Annotated in this window: 11 protein-coding genes and 1 pseudogene; 8 read left to right on the forward strand and 4 right to left on the reverse strand. The window is 73.8% G+C overall.

What is annotated here, in order from left to right; all coding sequences use genetic code 11:
* Window positions 1-213: 213 nt before the first annotated feature.
* Window positions 214-1,410 carry a CaiB/BaiF CoA transferase family protein gene (locus tag ACFYWQ_RS27915; RefSeq protein WP_389519965.1) on the forward strand — a complete coding sequence of 399 codons (1,197 nt, stop codon included), beginning with the start codon at window positions 214-216 and terminating at the stop codon, window positions 1,408-1,410.
* Window positions 1,411-1,419: 9 nt separating this feature from the next.
* On the opposite strand, the gene ACFYWQ_RS27920 is transcribed toward ACFYWQ_RS27915, so the two are convergent.
* The 3 genes from ACFYWQ_RS27920 to ACFYWQ_RS27930 all read right to left on the reverse strand — a co-directional run bounded on the left by ACFYWQ_RS27920 (window position 1,420) and on the right by ACFYWQ_RS27930 (window position 3,176).
* Entirely contained in the window at window positions 1,420-1,695 is a 276-nt protein-coding gene (locus ACFYWQ_RS27920; RefSeq protein ID WP_389519967.1) for a hypothetical protein, read from the reverse strand.
* 126 nt (window positions 1,696-1,821) lie between these two features.
* Window positions 1,822-2,637, reverse strand: coding sequence for an anti-sigma factor domain-containing protein (locus ACFYWQ_RS27925; protein WP_389519969.1), 816 nt, complete (start codon window positions 2,635-2,637; stop codon window positions 1,822-1,824).
* The gene (locus ACFYWQ_RS27930) at window positions 2,634-3,176 is read right to left on the reverse strand and encodes a sigma-70 family RNA polymerase sigma factor (protein ID WP_389520084.1); all 543 of its coding nucleotides are present in this window, start codon (window positions 3,174-3,176) and stop codon (window positions 2,634-2,636) included. Before ACFYWQ_RS27930 ends, ACFYWQ_RS27925 begins: the two co-directional genes overlap by 4 nt.
* Before the next feature lie 205 nt (window positions 3,177-3,381).
* Here ACFYWQ_RS27930 and ACFYWQ_RS27935 point away from each other — a divergent pair, with 205 nt between their 5' ends.
* The 4 genes from ACFYWQ_RS27935 to ACFYWQ_RS27950 all read left to right on the forward strand — a co-directional run bounded on the left by ACFYWQ_RS27935 (window position 3,382) and on the right by ACFYWQ_RS27950 (window position 10,474).
* Window positions 3,382-4,923 (forward strand): DUF4331 domain-containing protein, encoded by a 1,542-nt coding sequence (locus tag ACFYWQ_RS27935; protein WP_389519970.1) that lies wholly within the window; start codon window positions 3,382-3,384, stop codon window positions 4,921-4,923.
* A gap of 169 nt (window positions 4,924-5,092) precedes the next feature.
* Window positions 5,093-7,096: a tetratricopeptide repeat protein gene (locus ACFYWQ_RS27940; protein WP_389519972.1), complete on the forward strand. Its 2,004-nt coding sequence runs from the start codon at window positions 5,093-5,095 to the stop codon at window positions 7,094-7,096.
* A complete protein-coding gene (locus tag ACFYWQ_RS27945) occupies window positions 7,093-8,772 on the forward strand; it encodes a sulfite exporter TauE/SafE family protein (protein ID WP_389519973.1) in 1,680 nt (559 codons plus the stop codon). Before ACFYWQ_RS27940 ends, ACFYWQ_RS27945 begins: the two co-directional genes overlap by 4 nt.
* Window positions 8,773-8,815: 43 nt before the next feature.
* Window positions 8,816-10,474, forward strand: a complete 1,659-nt coding sequence (locus ACFYWQ_RS27950) for a serine/threonine-protein kinase (RefSeq protein WP_389519975.1) — start codon at window positions 8,816-8,818, stop codon at window positions 10,472-10,474.
* An 8-nt stretch (window positions 10,475-10,482) separates the two neighbouring features.
* Here the strand turns inward: ACFYWQ_RS27950 and ACFYWQ_RS27955 are convergent, their stop codons facing one another.
* Window positions 10,483-11,289, reverse strand: coding sequence for an SGNH/GDSL hydrolase family protein (locus ACFYWQ_RS27955; protein WP_389519977.1), 807 nt, complete (start codon window positions 11,287-11,289; stop codon window positions 10,483-10,485).
* A 309-nt stretch (window positions 11,290-11,598) separates the two neighbouring features.
* On the opposite strand from ACFYWQ_RS27955, the gene ACFYWQ_RS27960 reads away from it, so the two are divergent.
* The 3 genes and pseudogenes from ACFYWQ_RS27960 to ACFYWQ_RS27970 form a co-directional block, all read left to right on the forward strand.
* A complete protein-coding gene (locus ACFYWQ_RS27960) occupies window positions 11,599-12,807 on the forward strand; it encodes a S8 family peptidase (RefSeq protein WP_389519979.1) in 1,209 nt (402 codons plus the stop codon).
* A 605-nt stretch (window positions 12,808-13,412) separates the two neighbouring features.
* The gene (locus ACFYWQ_RS27965) at window positions 13,413-14,243 is read left to right on the forward strand and encodes a glycosyltransferase family 2 protein (protein WP_389519981.1); all 831 of its coding nucleotides are present in this window, start codon (window positions 13,413-13,415) and stop codon (window positions 14,241-14,243) included.
* 125 nt (window positions 14,244-14,368) lie between these two features.
* Window positions 14,369-15,331: pseudogene (locus ACFYWQ_RS27970) on the forward strand (glycosyltransferase family 2 protein); the annotation flags it as partial.
* Window positions 15,332-15,419 lie beyond the last annotated feature (88 nt).

The raw sequence follows: 15,419 nt of genomic DNA on the forward strand, positions 1-15,419 counted from the left end.
GGCGCACACCGTCTCCGCCGCGGCCGGCGGGACACCGGTGGGCGCTACACACCCGCCTCCGCCGCGGCCGGCAGGACACCGGCAGACGCACCCGCCCGTGTCCGCTGCGGCCGGCGGCTCCCGCGGAAGGGCACACGCCTGCGTGTCCTCCCCCGGACGGGCACGCACCTGCGTGCATGACAAACCCCCGGGACGAGGGCCATGATCCACCCCATGGACCAGCTCCCCCTGCCCCTGGAGGGCATCACGGTCGTCGCCGTCGAGCAGGCGGTCGCGGCCCCGTTCGCCACCCGGCAGCTCGCCGACCTGGGCGCCCGGGTGATCAAGGTCGAGCGGATCGACGGCGGTGACTTCGCGCGCGGCTACGACACCGCGGCCGGCGGCCTCGCCTCGCACTTCGTGTGGTGCAACCGCGGCAAGGAGTCCGTCGCCCTGGACCTGAAGGACCCGCGCGGCCTGGACGCCGTCCGCCGGCTGGTCGCCGGCGCGGACGTGTTCGTGCAGAACCTGGCGCAGGGCGCGGCGGCCCGTCTCGGCCTGGACGCGGCGACCCTGTGCGCGGCGCACCCGCGCCTGGTGGCGGTGGACATCTCGGGGTACGGGGCGTCGGGGCCGTACGCGGGCAAGCGGGCGTACGACATGCTCGTGCAGTGCGAGGCGGGGCTGGTGTCGGTGACGGGGACGCCGGAGCGGCCGGTGAAGGCGGGCATCCCGGCGGCGGACGTCGCGGCGGCCATGTACGCCTTCTCCGGGGTGCTGGCGGCGCTGCTGCGGCGGGGTGCGACCGGGCGGGGCGGGCCGGTGGAGGTGTCGATGCTGGACGCGCTGGCGGAGTGGATGGGGCATCCGCTGCACCACGCGATGCACGGCGGGACCGCCCCGGCCCGCACGGGTCTCGCGCACGCGGTGATCGCGCCCTACGACGCGTACGCCACCGCCGACGGCGGACGGGTGCTGCTGTCGGTGCAGAACGACCGGGAGTGGCGCCGGCTGGCCGAACAGGTCATCGGACGGCCGGAGTTGGGGGCGGACCCGGAGTACGCGACGAACGCGGCGCGGGTCGCGCGCCGGGAGGCCACGGACGCGTGGGTGGCGGGGGCGCTGGGCGCGCTGGACACCGACGAGGCGCTGGCACGGCTGGAGGGCGCGGGCATCGCGTGCGCGCGTCTGAGGGATGTGCACGAGCTGGCGGAGCATCCGCAGCTGGCGGCCCGGGAGCGGTGGCGGGAGGTGGACTCGCCGGTCGGGCCACTGCGGGCGTTGCTGCCTCCGATCACACTGCCGGGTGGGGCGGAGGCACGGATGGGGGCCGTGCCCGCGCTCGGGGAGCACACCGGGGCGGTGCTGCGTGCCGTGGGGATGACGGACGACGAGATCGCAGCGTTGCGCCGGGACGGTGTGGCCGCCTGAGCGCGGGCCTCAGTGCTTGTTGCCGCCGAACAGCGAACGGCGGAGTCGGCGCAGCGGCGCGAAGAGCGAGACCCGGCTCACTCGGGCGCCCCTGGCGCTGCGGCGGTGGGCGGGCGAACGCGCCGTCAGTTCCCGCATCAGCGTGGTCGCCTCGACCGTCTCCCGCTGCGGTATGGCGGGGCCCGCCAGCACCGAGAGATGGCGGTCGAGGCGCGAACTGGTCGCGCTGCTCCCGCAGGTGATCGCAGGGACCCTCGCCCTGCTGCGCACTGTTATCTGTTCCATGACACTCCCCACCCGTACGAGTCCACCCGGCCCGGGCAGGGTAACCCTATCGCCCCGCCGGAGCACCCGTGTATCGCGGTCCCAGGATTCACCTTCCCCGTAAGGAGGTTGACGATGCGCGTTTGGTCACTCTCCGAATCCAACCGATTTCAGGGTGAGTTGGACAACCGGCTGTGTAGTGGGTTGCGGTGATCCTCCGTCAGGTTCGACGGTCACCGCGAGTGACGTCGACGACTGGTCGAGGCCGGTCGCGACCAAGGGCGTGTCGTGGTCGAAGAGCCCGAGAGAGCGCGGTTGCGCGTCAGGCCGCATGACCCACAGCTGATGTACCTGTCCGCCGGGCGGGTCGCCGTATCCGCTCAGCGTGACGACCGCTTCGCCCGCCGAAGCGGAGGCGATCACTCCGATCGTGCGTCCCCGAGCGTCCCGGCCGGTGCTCGCCCTGGCGTCCGGGGCCGCGAGAACGTGGGCGATCTCACGTGCCCGGTCGCGCTCGGCGCCCAGTTGGTCCCGGGTGCGCTCGGCCTGGACCGCGAAGAGCGCGGCGACGACGAGCGCGGCGGCGGCCGTCGCCGTGGCGAACGGCACGAACAGCGGACGGCGCGTACGGGGCGCACGGGTGCGCGGCGGCGGCTGCGTGCCCCAGACGTGCGGCGGCAACCGCGGCTCGTGCTCCCGCACCGGCGCCGCCACGGGCTCCTGCGGAGTCGTCCGTACGGCGGCCAGGACCCGGTCGCGCAGCGCGGCCGGCGGCGGGGCGGCCGTCGACCAGGCGAGCCGGACGGCGTCCTCGGACAGCGCCCGCACATCGGCGGCGCACCGGTCGCAGCGCGTCAGGTGCTTGTCGAAGCGCCGGCGTTCGTCGGGGTCGAGGGCGTCGAGCGCGTAGGGCGCGGCCAGCGAGTGGAGGTCCTCGCGGCGGAACAGGGCGCGGACGCTCATGCGGCACCTCCCAGGCAGTCGCGCAGCCGCGTGAGTCCGTCACGCATCCGGGTCTTGACCGTGCCCAGCGGCAGGGAGAGCCGCTCGGCCACCTCACGGTAGGTGTAGCCGTCGTAGTAGGCGAGGGTGACGGACTGGCGTTGCAGGGCGGTCAGCCGGTCCAGGCAGCGGCGCACCCATTCGCGCTCCAGTCCGGCCTCGACCTCCTCGGTCACCTGGTCGAAGGCGGGGTGGTGGGCGCGCCGGGCCTCGCGCCGCTCGCGTTCGCCGGCCGCGCGGGCGCTGCGCACCCGGTCCACGGCGCGGCGGTGGGCGAGGGTGAGGATCCACGACAGGGCGCTGCCGCGGCGGGGGTCGAAGCGGCCCGCGGAGCGCCACAGTTCGAGCAGCACCTCCTGGGAGACCTCCTCCGACTGCGCCGGGTCCCGCACCACGCGCCGCACCAGACCGAACACGGGGCCGGACACCAGCGTGTAGAGCTGTTCGAACGCCTTCTGGTCGCCCCCCGCCACGAGGATCAGCAGCTCGTCCGCCTCCATCCGGTCCCCCTCCCTGCGGCCGCACCCGGGCCGTCCCGTCATACCAGGCATTCTCAACGCACACACCTCCGGAGGAGGTACGGATCGCGCGGCCCGGAACGCGGGTGAACAGGCGAGGAAAAGTTTTCGGGTTCCCACCAATCCGGCCCCTCACCCCGCTCCGTATCACTGTCCGTCAGGCAAGTCGGCACCAAGGACGGACGGCATGACAGCTATCTCCAGGAGCGGATCCGGCGGATCCGGACGCAGGGGCGTGGCCGCCCTCGTATGCGGTGCGCTGGCCGCCGGGGGGCTCGCGGCCGCCGGCGTCGCCGCGCTCGAACCCGTGGGGGCCGCCGCCTCCAGCCACCGGGAGGCCCCGCTCATCTCGGGAACACCGCAGTACGACAACACCGACGTGTACGCGTTCGTCAGCCCGGACAAGCCGGACTCGACGACCATCATCGCGAACTGGACACCGTTCGAGGAGCCCGCGGGCGGCCCGAACTTCTACCCGTTCGCCGAGGACGCCCAGTACGACCTGCACATCGACAACGACGGTGACGCACAGGGCGACCTGCTCTTCCGCTACACCTTCAAGACGCAGACGAAGAACGAGAAGACCTTCCTGTACAACACCGGGCCCGTCGAGAGCCTGGACGACCCCGACCTGAACGTGACGCAGACCTACGACCTCGAGCTGATCAAGCTGAAGAAGCAGAAGGCCGTCCACCGGACGAAGCTCGCGGACGACGTGCCCGTGGCGCCGTCGAACGTCGGCAAGGCGTCGATGCCGGACTACGCGGCGCTGCGCGACCAGGCGGTCCACAAGCTCTCCAACGGCGCGCAGACCTTCGCTGGCCAGGCCGACGACCCGTTCTTCCTCGACCTGCGCGTCTTCGACCTGCTCTACGGCGGGGACCTCTCCGAGGTCGGCAACGACACCCTCAAGGGCTACAACGTCAACTCGATCGCCCTCCAGGTGCCGACCGACCTGATCACGCAGTCCGCGCACCAGCCGATCGTGGGCATCTGGTCGACCACCCAGCGCAAGAACGCGCAGGGCCACTTCACCCAGGTGTCGCGCCTGGGCAACCCGCTGGTGAACGAGGTCGTCAACCCCATCGAGGACAAGGACGAGTTCAACGCGTCCGCGCCCTGGGACGACGCCCGGTTCCTGAAGAACGTCACCCACCCCGAACTGCCGAAGCTCATCGAGGCGATCTACCAGATCGAGGCGCCCGACGAGCCGCGCGACGACCTCGTCGACGTGTTCCTGAAGGGCGTCGAGGGCCTCAACCAGCCGCCGCACGTGACGCCGTCGGAGCAACTGCGGCTGAACACCTCGATCGAGCCGGCCGCCGAACCCAAGCGGCTGGGCGTGCTCGACGGCGACACCGCCGGGTTCCCGAACGGGCGCCGGCTCACCGACGACGTGATCGACGCCTCGCTCCAGGTCGTCGAGGGAGAACTGCTCGGCGCCAAGAACGACCTGGGCGACGCGGTGGACACGAACGACAAGGACTTCGAGAAGGCCTTCCCGTACGTCGCCCTGCCCACCGAAGGCTCGCGCGGTGCCCTCGCCGAGGGCACCGCCGGCGGCAACGACGTCCGCAACCAGCTCGGCGACGCCCTCCAGCCGGCCTCGTCCTGGACCGACGGCGACACCGGTCTGATCGCCGCCTCCGCGGGCGCCGGCGCGGCCGGGATCCTGCTCATCGGCGGCGGCCTGATGTGGTGGCGCCGGATGCGGGGCCGGGCGTACTAGGCCGCCGGGGCCTACCAGGAGGGCGTCTGAGCCACCGCCGGGGGATCCTGCGCCCCCGGCCCGCACCGCACCCCCCGACCGGCGCGGCCCGCGTACCCCTTCCCCCACGGCGCGGGCCGCGCCTCCCCCACCCGCAGGACGGACCATCCCAGGCGACCGAGGAGAGGGCATGCCCCCGCGTACGAACGACGGCGGACCGGAGCGCGAGCGGCCGGCCTCCGGGCCGGGCCCCGGACACCCCGCCGAGCAGGACGACCGGCCGGAGAGCCGGACCGGTACGGGCTCGTCGCGGCCGCCCGGAACCGGCGACGCCCCCGCCCCGTGCGACACCGAGGACCGCGACGCCGCCGGGGAACCCCGGGGCACGACCGCCCCTCGGGACGCCGAGGCCCTCCCCGAGAGCACCCGTGAGGGCGAGGGCGCCGTGACCGGCCAGGGCACCGGTGAGGGCGGGGGTTCCGTGCCCGGCCAGGGCACCCATGAGGGCGGGACCACCGCGGCCGACCGAAGCACCCGCGAGGGCGGCGGCTCCGAGGCACGCGAGGGCACCCGCGGAGGCGGGAGCCCCGCGGCCGACGACAGCACCCGCGAAGCCTGCACCGCCGAAGGCCGCGAAAGCGCCCGCGAAGCCGGCGCTGCCGAAGCGCGCCAAGGCGACACCGCCGAATCCCGCCAAGGCGACACCGCCGCATCCCGCCAAGGCACCCGCGAAGCCGGCGACGTCGGGGCCGACGGTGCGGACACGGTCGTCGGTTTCGGCGAGGTCGACGTGCGGGTCGCCGCAGTGCGCCGGGTGGGGGCCGCGGGGCGCCGGTGGCGGGCCGTCCATCTGGGGGCCTGTGCGGCCATGCTGGCCGTCGCCCTCACCGCGGGGGCGGTCGCGTTCGGCGCGGTGCGCGACGGCGGGCATCCGGTCGTCGCGGCCGCCGCGGTCTCTCCGGGGCTGCTGTCCGGGGCCGGTCTCGACGCCGGGGTCGCCGAGCTCCAGGCCCACTTGCGCGCCCAGCCGCGCGACGCCGACGGCTGGGCCTCGCTCGGGCTCGCCTACGTCGAGCAGGCCAGGACCAAGGGCGACCCCTCCCGCTATCCGCAGGCCCAGCGGGCCCTGAAGCGCTCGCTGGAACTGCGGCCCGGCAACGACCAGGCCCTGTCCGGCCGGGCCGCCCTCGCCGCCGCCCGCCACGACTTCGACGGCGCCCTGAGGTACGCCGACCGCGCCCTGGAGCGCAACCCCTACAGCGAACGCGCCCTGTGCACCCGTATCGACGCGCTCGTCGAGCTCGGCCGGTACGAGGAGGCGGCGCGGGCCGCGCGGACCGCCGACGAACGGCGTCCGGGTGTACCGGTGTTCACGCGGTACGCGTACGTCCACGAACTGCGCGGCGACGTCGCCACCGCCCGCCGGGTGCTGGAGCAGGCCCTCGCCGCCTCGGTCACGCCCGGCGACATCGCCTACGTCGCCACCCAGCTCGGCAACCTCTCCTGGAGCCAGGGCGACCACACCACCGCCCTCGCCCACTACGCCCGCGCCCTGGCCGCCGACGAGACGTACCTGCCGGCGCTGGAGGGCCGCGCCCGCGCGCAGGCGGCCGCCGGCCGGCAGGCCGAGGCGATCGAGGGCCTGGAGGACGTCGTCGCCCGCTTCCCGCTCCCCGGCCCGCTCGTCGCGCTGGGCGAACTGTACGAGGCCCGCGGCGGGCGGGGCGACGCGGCGAAGGCGCGGGAGCAGTACACGCTCGTCGACGCCTGGACGTCCCTCGCCCGCGCCAACGGCGTCGACGCCGACCTCGACACCGCGCTCGCCGCCGCCGACCACGGCGACCGGGCGGCGGCCCTGCGCGCGGCCCGCGCGGAGTGGGCCCGCCGCCGCACCGTGCACACCGCGGACGCCCTCGCCTGGGCCCTGCACGTCAACGGCAGGGACGAGGAAGCCCTCCCCTACGCCCGCCGGGCGACGGCCACGGGCTACCGCAACGCGGTCTTCCTCCACCACCTCGGCATGATCGAACGCGCCACCGGCCGCACCGCCGACGCCCGCGCCCACCTCACGGCGGCCCTCGACCTCAACCCGGGCTTCTCCCCGCTGGGCGCCCGCGAGGCCCGTGCCGCGCTCAAGACGCTGAAGACGCTGAAGACGCTGAATCCGCTGAAGACACCGGAGGGCGCCCGGTGACCGCCCGTCGTGCGTTCGCCTCCTGCGCGGCCGTCCTGACGGCCGGGTGCGCACTCGCCCTGGGCCCTTCCGCCACCGCGAGCGCACACCCCCTGGGCAACTTCACCGTCAACCGCTACGACGGTCTGATCGCCGCCCCCGGCCGGCTCCTCGTCGACCACGTCGAGGACCTCGCCGAGATCCCGGCGACCCAGGCGAAGCCGGACGTCGGGCGGCTCGGTCTCACCGAGTGGGCCCGGCGGCGCTGCGCCACGGCCGCCGCCGGCAGCGCGCTGACCGTGGACGGCCGCCCGGTCACCCTCACGTCCACCGCCGCCGAGGCGGCCGTACGGCCGGGGCAGGCCGGGCTGGACACCCTGCGCGTGGAGTGCCGGCTGACGGCACCGCTGCCCGAGGACCGCACGGTCTCCGTCGGTTTCCGGGGCGCGGGCGGGTCCGCCGGGCCGGGCTGGCGGGAGATCACCGCGCGGGGCGACCGCATGACGCTCACCGCCTCGGACGTACCGGCCGAGTCCGTGTCCGGCGAACTCATCGATTACCCGCGGGAGTTGCTCTCCTCCCCGGCCGACACCGCGACCGCGTCCCTGCGGGTGCGCCCGGGCGGCGCGGCACTCGCCGACGGGGAGCGCGAGGCGCCCGCCGCGTCCGTCCTGCCGCGCGGCGCCGACCGCTGGACACGGGCCCTGGACCGGCTGGTCGCCCGGCAGGACCTCACCGTCGGTTTCGCCGCCCTGGCCCTGCTCCTCGCGGTCGGGCTCGGCGCGCTGCACGCGGTCGCCCCCGGGCACGGCAAGACCCTGATGGCCGCGACGGCGGCGGCCCGGGGCGGCCGGGCCCGGATGAAGGACGTCCTGCCGCTGGCGGCGTCGGTCACGGTCACCCACACCCTGGGCGTGGTCGCCCTGGGGCTCCTGGTCACCGCGGGTTCGGCCGCGGCCCCGTCGGTGATCTCCTGGCTGGGTCTGGCGAGCGGCGCCCTCGTCCTCGGCGCGGGCGCCGCCCTGGTCCGCCGGGCCCTGCACACCCGGCGGCACACACCCACCGCTCCTCACCCCACTCCCCCCACCCACGAGCACGCGAAGCCCCCCGTCCGCGCACTCGCCCTGTCCGGCGCCCCCACCCGACACCCCCACGACGACCACGACGACCACGACGACCACGACCACAGCCACCACCACGAGCACGACGGCCCCGGTCACCACCACGAGCACGACGGCCCCGGTCACCACCACGAGCACGACGGCCCCGGTCACCACCATCACGGCCACCACCCCCACAGCCACACCCACACCCACACCCACGGCGGCTCCACCCACACCCACTCCACCGCCCCCACCCTGCGCGGCACGATCCTCCTCGGCTTCGCCGGGGGACTCGTGCCCAGTCCCTCCGCCGTCGTGGTGCTCGTCGGCGCGGCCGCGCTCGGGCACGCCTGGTTCGGGCTGCTGCTCGTCGTGGCGTACGGCGCGGGCCTCGCGCTGACGCTCACCGCGGCCGGGTTCGCCGTGGTCAGGCTGGGGACGGGCGCGGCCCGGTTCCTGGACCGGAGCGCGCGCCGGCCCGCGCACCCGGTCGTGGCGCTGGTCCGCCGCAACGTGCCGCTGTGGTCCGCGCTCGTCGTCGTGGCCCTCGGGGCCGCACTGGTGCTCAAGGGGGCCGCATCCCTGGTCGCCTGAGCTACGTTTGTGGTGGTGTCCGCCGGGATGCGAAGGGGGCGCGGTGTCCGAACGACCGGGCAGTGAACGTCTGATCGCGGGACGCTACCGGCTGCTGTCGCCGCTCGGCGAGGGCGGCATGGGGACGGTGTGGCGGGCCCGGGACGAGGTCCTGCACCGCGAGGTCGCCGTCAAGGAGGTGCGCGCCCCCGCCGGACTGCCGGCCGCCGACGTGGAACGGATGTACGCCCGGCTGGAGCGCGAGGCCCGGTCCGCGGCCCGGATCGCGCACCGCAACGTCGTCACGGTGTACGACGTGGCCGTGCAGGACGGCCGGCCGTGGATCGTCATGGAGCTGGTGCGGGGCATCTCCCTCGCCGACCTGCTGGACGCCGAGGGCCCGTTGGAGCCGGCGCGGGCCGCGCGCATCGGCGCGGAGGTGCTGGCCGCGCTGCGGGCGGCGCACGCGGCGGGCGTGCTGCACCGGGACGTGAAACCGGCCAACGTGCTGATGGCGAACGACGGCCGGGTGGTGCTCACCGACTTCGGTATCGCGACCGTCGAGGGCACCTCCGCGCTCACCATGACCGGCGAGCTCGTCGGCTCCCCCGAATTCCTCGCGCCCGAGCGCGCGCTGGGGCGTACGCCGGGGCCCGGGTCGGACCTGTGGTCGCTGGGCGTGCTGCTGTACGCGGCGGTCGAGGGCGCCTCCCCCTTCCGGCAGGACACCCCGCTGGGCACGCTGCGCGCCGTCGTCGACGAGGAACTGCCGCCGCCGCGCCGGGCGGGGCCGCTCGCCGCGGTGGTCGAGGGGCTGCTGCGCAAGGACCCGGCCGAGCGGCTGCCCGCCGAGCGGGCCGAGCGGGACCTGAGGGTCGTCGCGGCCGGGGGTACCCCCTCCGCGGGAGGCGCCCCGTACGCCGGCACCGTCCGGGGGACGCCGTACGCGCCGACGGTGGCGGGTCTGCCGTCGGCGGCGGACACGGAACCGCCGCCGACGCGGCGACCTGAACTCCCCGCGCCTCCTTCGGGTACGGGACCCGCGTCTGCCGCCCGGGACGAGCGGGACGGCAACCGGCGCGCCGCGGGCGTTCTGGTGGCGGGCGTGGTGGCGCTCGCGCTGGCGGTCGCCGGACTGACGTACGCGCTGCTCGACCGGGACGACGGGGGCGACGGCACCGGCGGCGGTGTCACCTCGTCCGGCGGCTCGCAGGGCGTGAGTGCGTCCACGTCACCCACCGCGTCGCCGACGAAGAGCGAGACCGGGAACAAAGCAGAGTCCTCGCCGAGTCCCAGCGGGAGCGAGGGCGGGAGCGGGCACACCGCCGGTGAGACTCCGGCGCAGTCCGTCGCGGTCAGTGTCACGGGCACGCACACGGAGTTCTCCGGTGCCTGTCCGCCGCGGGACGAGGGGGCGCCCGCCTTCACCGCGACGATCACGGTGGGCCGGCTGCCCGCGCAGGTGTCCTACCGCTGGGTGGCGGAGGAGGGTGAACTCGCCGACTCGGGCTGGAGGACGCTCGACTTCCCGGCCGGCGGGGGGACCTCGCGGCAGGACCGGGTGACCGTGACGACGTACGCGGAGAGCGGGACGTACCGGAACGCGATCGGGGTCGAGGTGCGCGAGCCGCTGCGGACGACGTCGAACTCGGTGCCGTTCTCGGTGACGTGCGAGACGGAGGCCCCGTCGGGCGAGGCCTCCCCCTCCGCGTCACCCTCGTGAGGGACGGCTCAGGCCGCGCCGTTGAGCACGGGCAGGTAGCCACCCGACTGACCGGACGCGGTCGGGTGGTAGGACTCGCCGATGTCGAGCCAGTTGACGCTGTGCAGCCAGGAGCTGCCGGAGCAGATCTCATGGCCGGAGAAGGTGGTGCGGACGTCGCCGAAGACGAAGCCGTGGGCCGCGGCCCGCGCGGCGATGGCGGTGTTCAGCTGGTCGGAGGCGGCGTTGATGGCGGAGCGCTTGGTCTCGGACAGGCCGACGCAGGTGGTGCCCAGCTTGTAGAAGCGGGGGTAGCCGATGACGACGACGCGGGCGTTGGGCGCCTTGGAGCGGATCGCCGAGTAGACGCTGTCGAGCTGGCCGGGGAGCGTGGAGTCGACGTACGCCCGGGCCGTGTTGATGCGGGACACGCACGTGCTGTCGGAGCTGGTGACGCAGGTGGTCATGACGTCGGCGAAGCCCGCGTCGTTGCCGCCGACGGTGAGGGAGACCAGCCCGGTGGCGGAGTTGAGCGGGCTGAGCTGACCTGAGAGGACGTCACCCGTCCGGGCGCCCGAACAGGCGGTGAACGCGAACGACGTGGGGGCGTTGGCGGCGTTCCACAGGTAGGGGAAGGACTTGGTGCTGCGCTTGCAGTCGCCGCTGGAGCTGTCGTAGCTGCCGGCGCCGACTCCGGAGGAGTACGAGTCGCCGAGGGCCACGTAGCCGCCGGTGGCGGCGAGTTGGGCGCCCTGCGCCGAGGTGGCGCCGGTGAGTGCGGCACCGGCGGCCAGGAGGAGGGAACTGACGATTACGGCAATTCGGGAACGTCTCATGGAACCTCCCTTTAGCAGAATCTCTGCCACAACCGTGGTAGCAGCTACGCGCGTTGACAGGAAGTGTTCATGCCAAGTCTTTTCGTGTCGTGTCGCGATTGATCATGCGCGATTTGTTACGTGGCCATGCCAAATTTGTTGACAGGCCTTCAAGTCTCTTGTTCCACACCTGTAGATGACACAAGCTTTGCAACAGCTGAGAGCGGTACGCCGCGACGCTCGACGCCGTGCGCGCGACTCCGTGCGCACCCCCCACAGACGCGTGCCACACATCCGGGCACGCGCCGCCTAGAGGAGGACTCCCTCGTAATGGCACACCTTCGCAGCACCAAGCTCCGCGTCACCGCCGCCGCCACCGTGGCGGCCGCCGCTCTCGTCGGCGGGCTCACCGCGCTCCCCGCCCAGGCCGCACCGGCCGAGGGCAAGGTCCTCGCGGCCGGCTCCCCCACCGCCGTCAAGGACAGCTACATCGTCACCCTGAAGAAGGACGCGGGCTTCAAGGCGTCCTCGGCCACGGGCAAGGACCTCGTCGCGGAGTACGGCGGCACGGTGAAGAAGACGTTCGGCGCCGCGCTGAACGGCTACACCGCCACCCTCTCCGCCGCCGAGGCCCGCAGACTCGCCGCCGACCCGTCGGTCGCCACCGTCGAGCAGAACCAGACCGTCCGGCTCGCCGACACCACGCAGTCGAGCGCCCCGTGGGGCCTGGACCGCATCGACCAGGCCGCGCTCCCGCTCTCCGGCACCTACACCTACCCGGACACCGCCGGCGGCGGCGTGACCGCGTACGTCATCGACACCGGCGTCCGCATCACGCACTCCCAGATCAGCGGCCGCGCCTCCTACGGTTACGACGCCGTCGACGGCGACACCACCGCCTCCGACGGCAACGGCCACGGCACGCACGTGGCCACCACCATCGCCGGCTCCACCTACGGCGTGGCCAAGAAGGCGAACATCGTGGCGGTCCGGGTGCTGAACGACAGCGGCTCCGGCACCACGGCGGGCGTCATCGCGGGCATCGACTGGGTGACCGCCAACCACTCCGGCCCCTCGGTCGCCAACCTGTCGCTCGGCGGCTCCGCCTCCACCTCCCTGGACACCGCGGTCTCCAACTCCATAGCCAGCGGCGTGACCTACGCGATCGCGGCCGGCAACAGCAGCGCCAACGCCTCCTCCTACTCCCCGGCCCGCGTCGCCGCCGCGATCACCGTCGGCGCCACCACCAGCACCGACGCCAAGGCCAGCTACTCCAACTACGGCTCCGTCCTGGACATCTTCGCCCCCGGCTCGTCCATCACGGCCGGCTGGAACACCAGCGACACCGCGACCAGCACCATCTCCGGCACGTCGATGGCGACCCCGCACGTCGCGGGCGCGGCCGCGATCTACCTGGCGAGCCACACCTCGGCCACCCCGGCCCAGGTCGCCTCGGCCCTGACGAGCGGCGCGACCACCGGCGTGGTCACCAGCGCCGGCACCGGTTCCCCGAACCGGCTGCTGAAGATCGTGCCCTGACGCTCCACCTGCTCCTGCCTCTGCTCTTCCCCTGCTCCTGCACCCGCTCTTCCCCCTGACTCACGTCCTCCGAGACGGCGATGAGTCGGAGCCGTTCCCCGGAGGCCCCGCGCCTCCGGGGAACACTTTTGTCAGGCCCCTGATCACCCTTGTCGTCCCGGCGACCGGACGACCCGCTGTGTAACGGTCAAACGAACAAAAAGGTGAGGTCTCTTTCCAGGTCTTGCCATACGGGTGCAATCGTCAATACCGTCATACATCTCACCCGCATCGGACCGTCGGCAAGCGGCTCTAGGGGAGGGCTCAAGGACCGCCTCGACGGCGTCCGGCGCGGGAGCGCGGTAGGGGGGTGCCGAGCTCGGTCAGCGCACTGTGTGACCGGGCCGTGCCGCGCGGTCGGCCGCCGTTTCCCGGGGCCGTCCAGTTCTGCCAGCTCACCCGGCGTGCGCGGAGAAGTCCTCCGCCATGCCGTGCCGGACGTGTCGCGGAGAGGTCCTCCGTCGTGCCGTGCGGCCGCGGGTGGGAAACAACCCCCCTTTCGAACCGGACGTAGATCCGGGCCGCCCAGGGGCGGGCGGCCCACCGGACGAGAGGGAACCAGACTCATGAGTTCCGTGCTGCAGCCGGCGACATCGGGCCAGGATCTCCAGGCTCCGTCCACCGCCGGAAAGTACCGGCCCATCACCTCTCACCTGGCCATCACACCGCCGGTGAGCGTCGTGATCCCCGCGATGAACGAGGCCGAGAACCTACCGTACGTCTTCAAGACCCTGCCGGACTGGATCCACGAAGTGGTCCTGGTCGACGGCAACTCCACCGACGGCACCGTCGAGGTCGCGCGTGAACTGTGGCCCGGCGTCAAGGTCGTCGGACAGCAGGGCCGGGGCAAGGGCGACGCCCTGATCACCGGCTTCGAGGCGTGCTCCGGCGACATCATCGTGATGGTCGACGCGGACGGCTCGGCCGACGGCAACGAGATCGTGTCGTACGTCTCCGCCCTCGTCTCCGGCGCGGACTTCGCCAAGGGCTCGCGCTTCGCCAACGGCGGCGGCACCGACGACATGACCTTCGTCCGCCGGCTGGGCAACCGGGTCCTGTGCGCCGTCGTCAACCGCAAGTTCGGCGCCCGCTACACCGACCTGTGCTACGGCTACAACGCCTTCTGGCGGCACTGCCTGGACAAGATCGAACTCGACTGCACCGGCTTCGAGGTGGAGACCCTGATGAACATCCGGGTCGTCAAGGCCGGGCTGAGGGTGCAGGAGATCCCCAGCCACGAGTACCTGCGCATCCACGGCGTCAGCAACCTGCGGGCCGTCCGCGACGGGCTGCGGGTGCTGCGGGTGATCCTCGGGGAACGGTCCAACCGCCGGGCGCTGCGCCGCCGCGGACACCGGTCGCCGATGCTCGACACGGTCCGGGGAGAGGTGTCTTGAGCTCGAACGGCACCTCGCACAGCAGCAGCACTGCCGGCACCTCGCACGGCGGCACTGCCGGCAGCGCCGGCGCCGGCCTGAACGGCACGCCGGCCGGCCGGGCCGCACGCGACGGTTCCGCCGGCATCTCGGTCGTCGTCTGCGTCTACACCGAGGACCGCTGGGAGGACATCCTCGCGGCCGTCGCCTCGGTACGGGCGCAGACCCGGCCGGCCCTGGAGACCCTGCTCGTCGTCGACCACAACCCGGTCCTCCTCGACCGGCTGGCCGGGGAGTACCGGGAGGCGCACGACGTACGGGTGCTGCCCAACGCGGGCCCGCGCGGCCTGTCGGCCGGCCGCAACACCGGCATCGCGGCCTCGCACGGCGCGATCGTCGCCTTCCTCGACGACGACGCCGTCGCCGAACGGGACTGGCTGCTCCGCTTCGCCGACGCCTACGCGGACCCCCGGGTCATGGCGGTCGGCGGGCGGACCGTACCGGCCTGGTCCTCCGGCCGGCGGCCCGCCTGGTTCCCCGAGGAGTTCGACTGGGTGGTGGGCTGCTCCTACCGGGGCCTGCCGCCCGGCCTGGTCCGGGTGCGCAACGTCCTCGGCGGCAACGCCTCCTTCCGGCGGGAGGCGTTCGCCGTCGCGGGCGGCTTCGCCACCGGCATCGGGCGCGACGGCGACAAGCGGCCGCTGGGCGGCGAGGAGACCGAGCTGTGCATCCGGCTCAGCCGCGCGAGACCCGACGCGATCCTGCTGGTCGACGACCGCGCGGTGATCCACCACAAGGTGCCCGAGACCCGCGAGCACTTCGCCTACTTCCGCACCCGCACCTACGCCGAGGGCCTGTCCAAGGCGCTCGTCGCCCGCAGCGTCGGCGCCGGCAAGGGCCTGGAGTCCGAACGCCGGTACACCACCCGGGTACTGCCGGCCGGCGTCGTCCGGGGCCTGCGCGACGGGCTCCTGGGCCGCGCCGGGGGCGCCCGCCGCGCCGGCGCGATCGTCGCCGGCGTCCTGACCGCCGCCGGCGGCTACCTGGTGGGCACCGCCCGCGCACGCCGCGACGGCACGACCTTCGCGGTGGTCCGGATCGGAGAGGACGCGGCGAACGGCCCGCCTCCGGAGAGGCGGCCCGGAGCGGAGGACGCCCTCAGGGACACCGGGGCGACCGACACGGCCGGCAACGTCG

The sequence above is a fragment of the Streptomyces sp. NPDC003247 genome (assembly GCF_042888135.1).
Lineage (GTDB): Bacteria > Actinomycetota > Actinomycetes > Streptomycetales > Streptomycetaceae > Streptomyces.

Excerpts from the sequence above, each read along its gene's own strand:
- ACFYWQ_RS27915 (WP_389519965.1), top strand. The coding sequence starts at position 214 with ATGGACCAGCTCCCCCTGCCCCTGGAGGGCATCACGGTCGTCGCCGTC.
- ACFYWQ_RS27920 (WP_389519967.1), bottom strand. The coding sequence starts at position 1,695 with ATGGAACAGATAACAGTGCGCAGCAGGGCGAGGGTCCCTGCGATCACC.
- ACFYWQ_RS27925 (WP_389519969.1), bottom strand. The coding sequence starts at position 2,637 with ATGAGCGTCCGCGCCCTGTTCCGCCGCGAGGACCTCCACTCGCTGGCC.
- ACFYWQ_RS27930 (WP_389520084.1), bottom strand. The coding sequence starts at position 3,176 with ATGGAGGCGGACGAGCTGCTGATCCTCGTGGCGGGGGGCGACCAGAAG.
- ACFYWQ_RS27935 (WP_389519970.1), top strand. The coding sequence starts at position 3,382 with ATGACAGCTATCTCCAGGAGCGGATCCGGCGGATCCGGACGCAGGGGC.
- ACFYWQ_RS27940 (WP_389519972.1), top strand. The coding sequence starts at position 5,093 with ATGCCCCCGCGTACGAACGACGGCGGACCGGAGCGCGAGCGGCCGGCC.
- ACFYWQ_RS27955 (WP_389519977.1), bottom strand. The coding sequence starts at position 11,289 with ATGAGACGTTCCCGAATTGCCGTAATCGTCAGTTCCCTCCTCCTGGCC.
- ACFYWQ_RS27960 (WP_389519979.1), top strand. The coding sequence starts at position 11,599 with ATGGCACACCTTCGCAGCACCAAGCTCCGCGTCACCGCCGCCGCCACC.
- ACFYWQ_RS27965 (WP_389519981.1), top strand. The coding sequence starts at position 13,413 with ATGAGTTCCGTGCTGCAGCCGGCGACATCGGGCCAGGATCTCCAGGCT.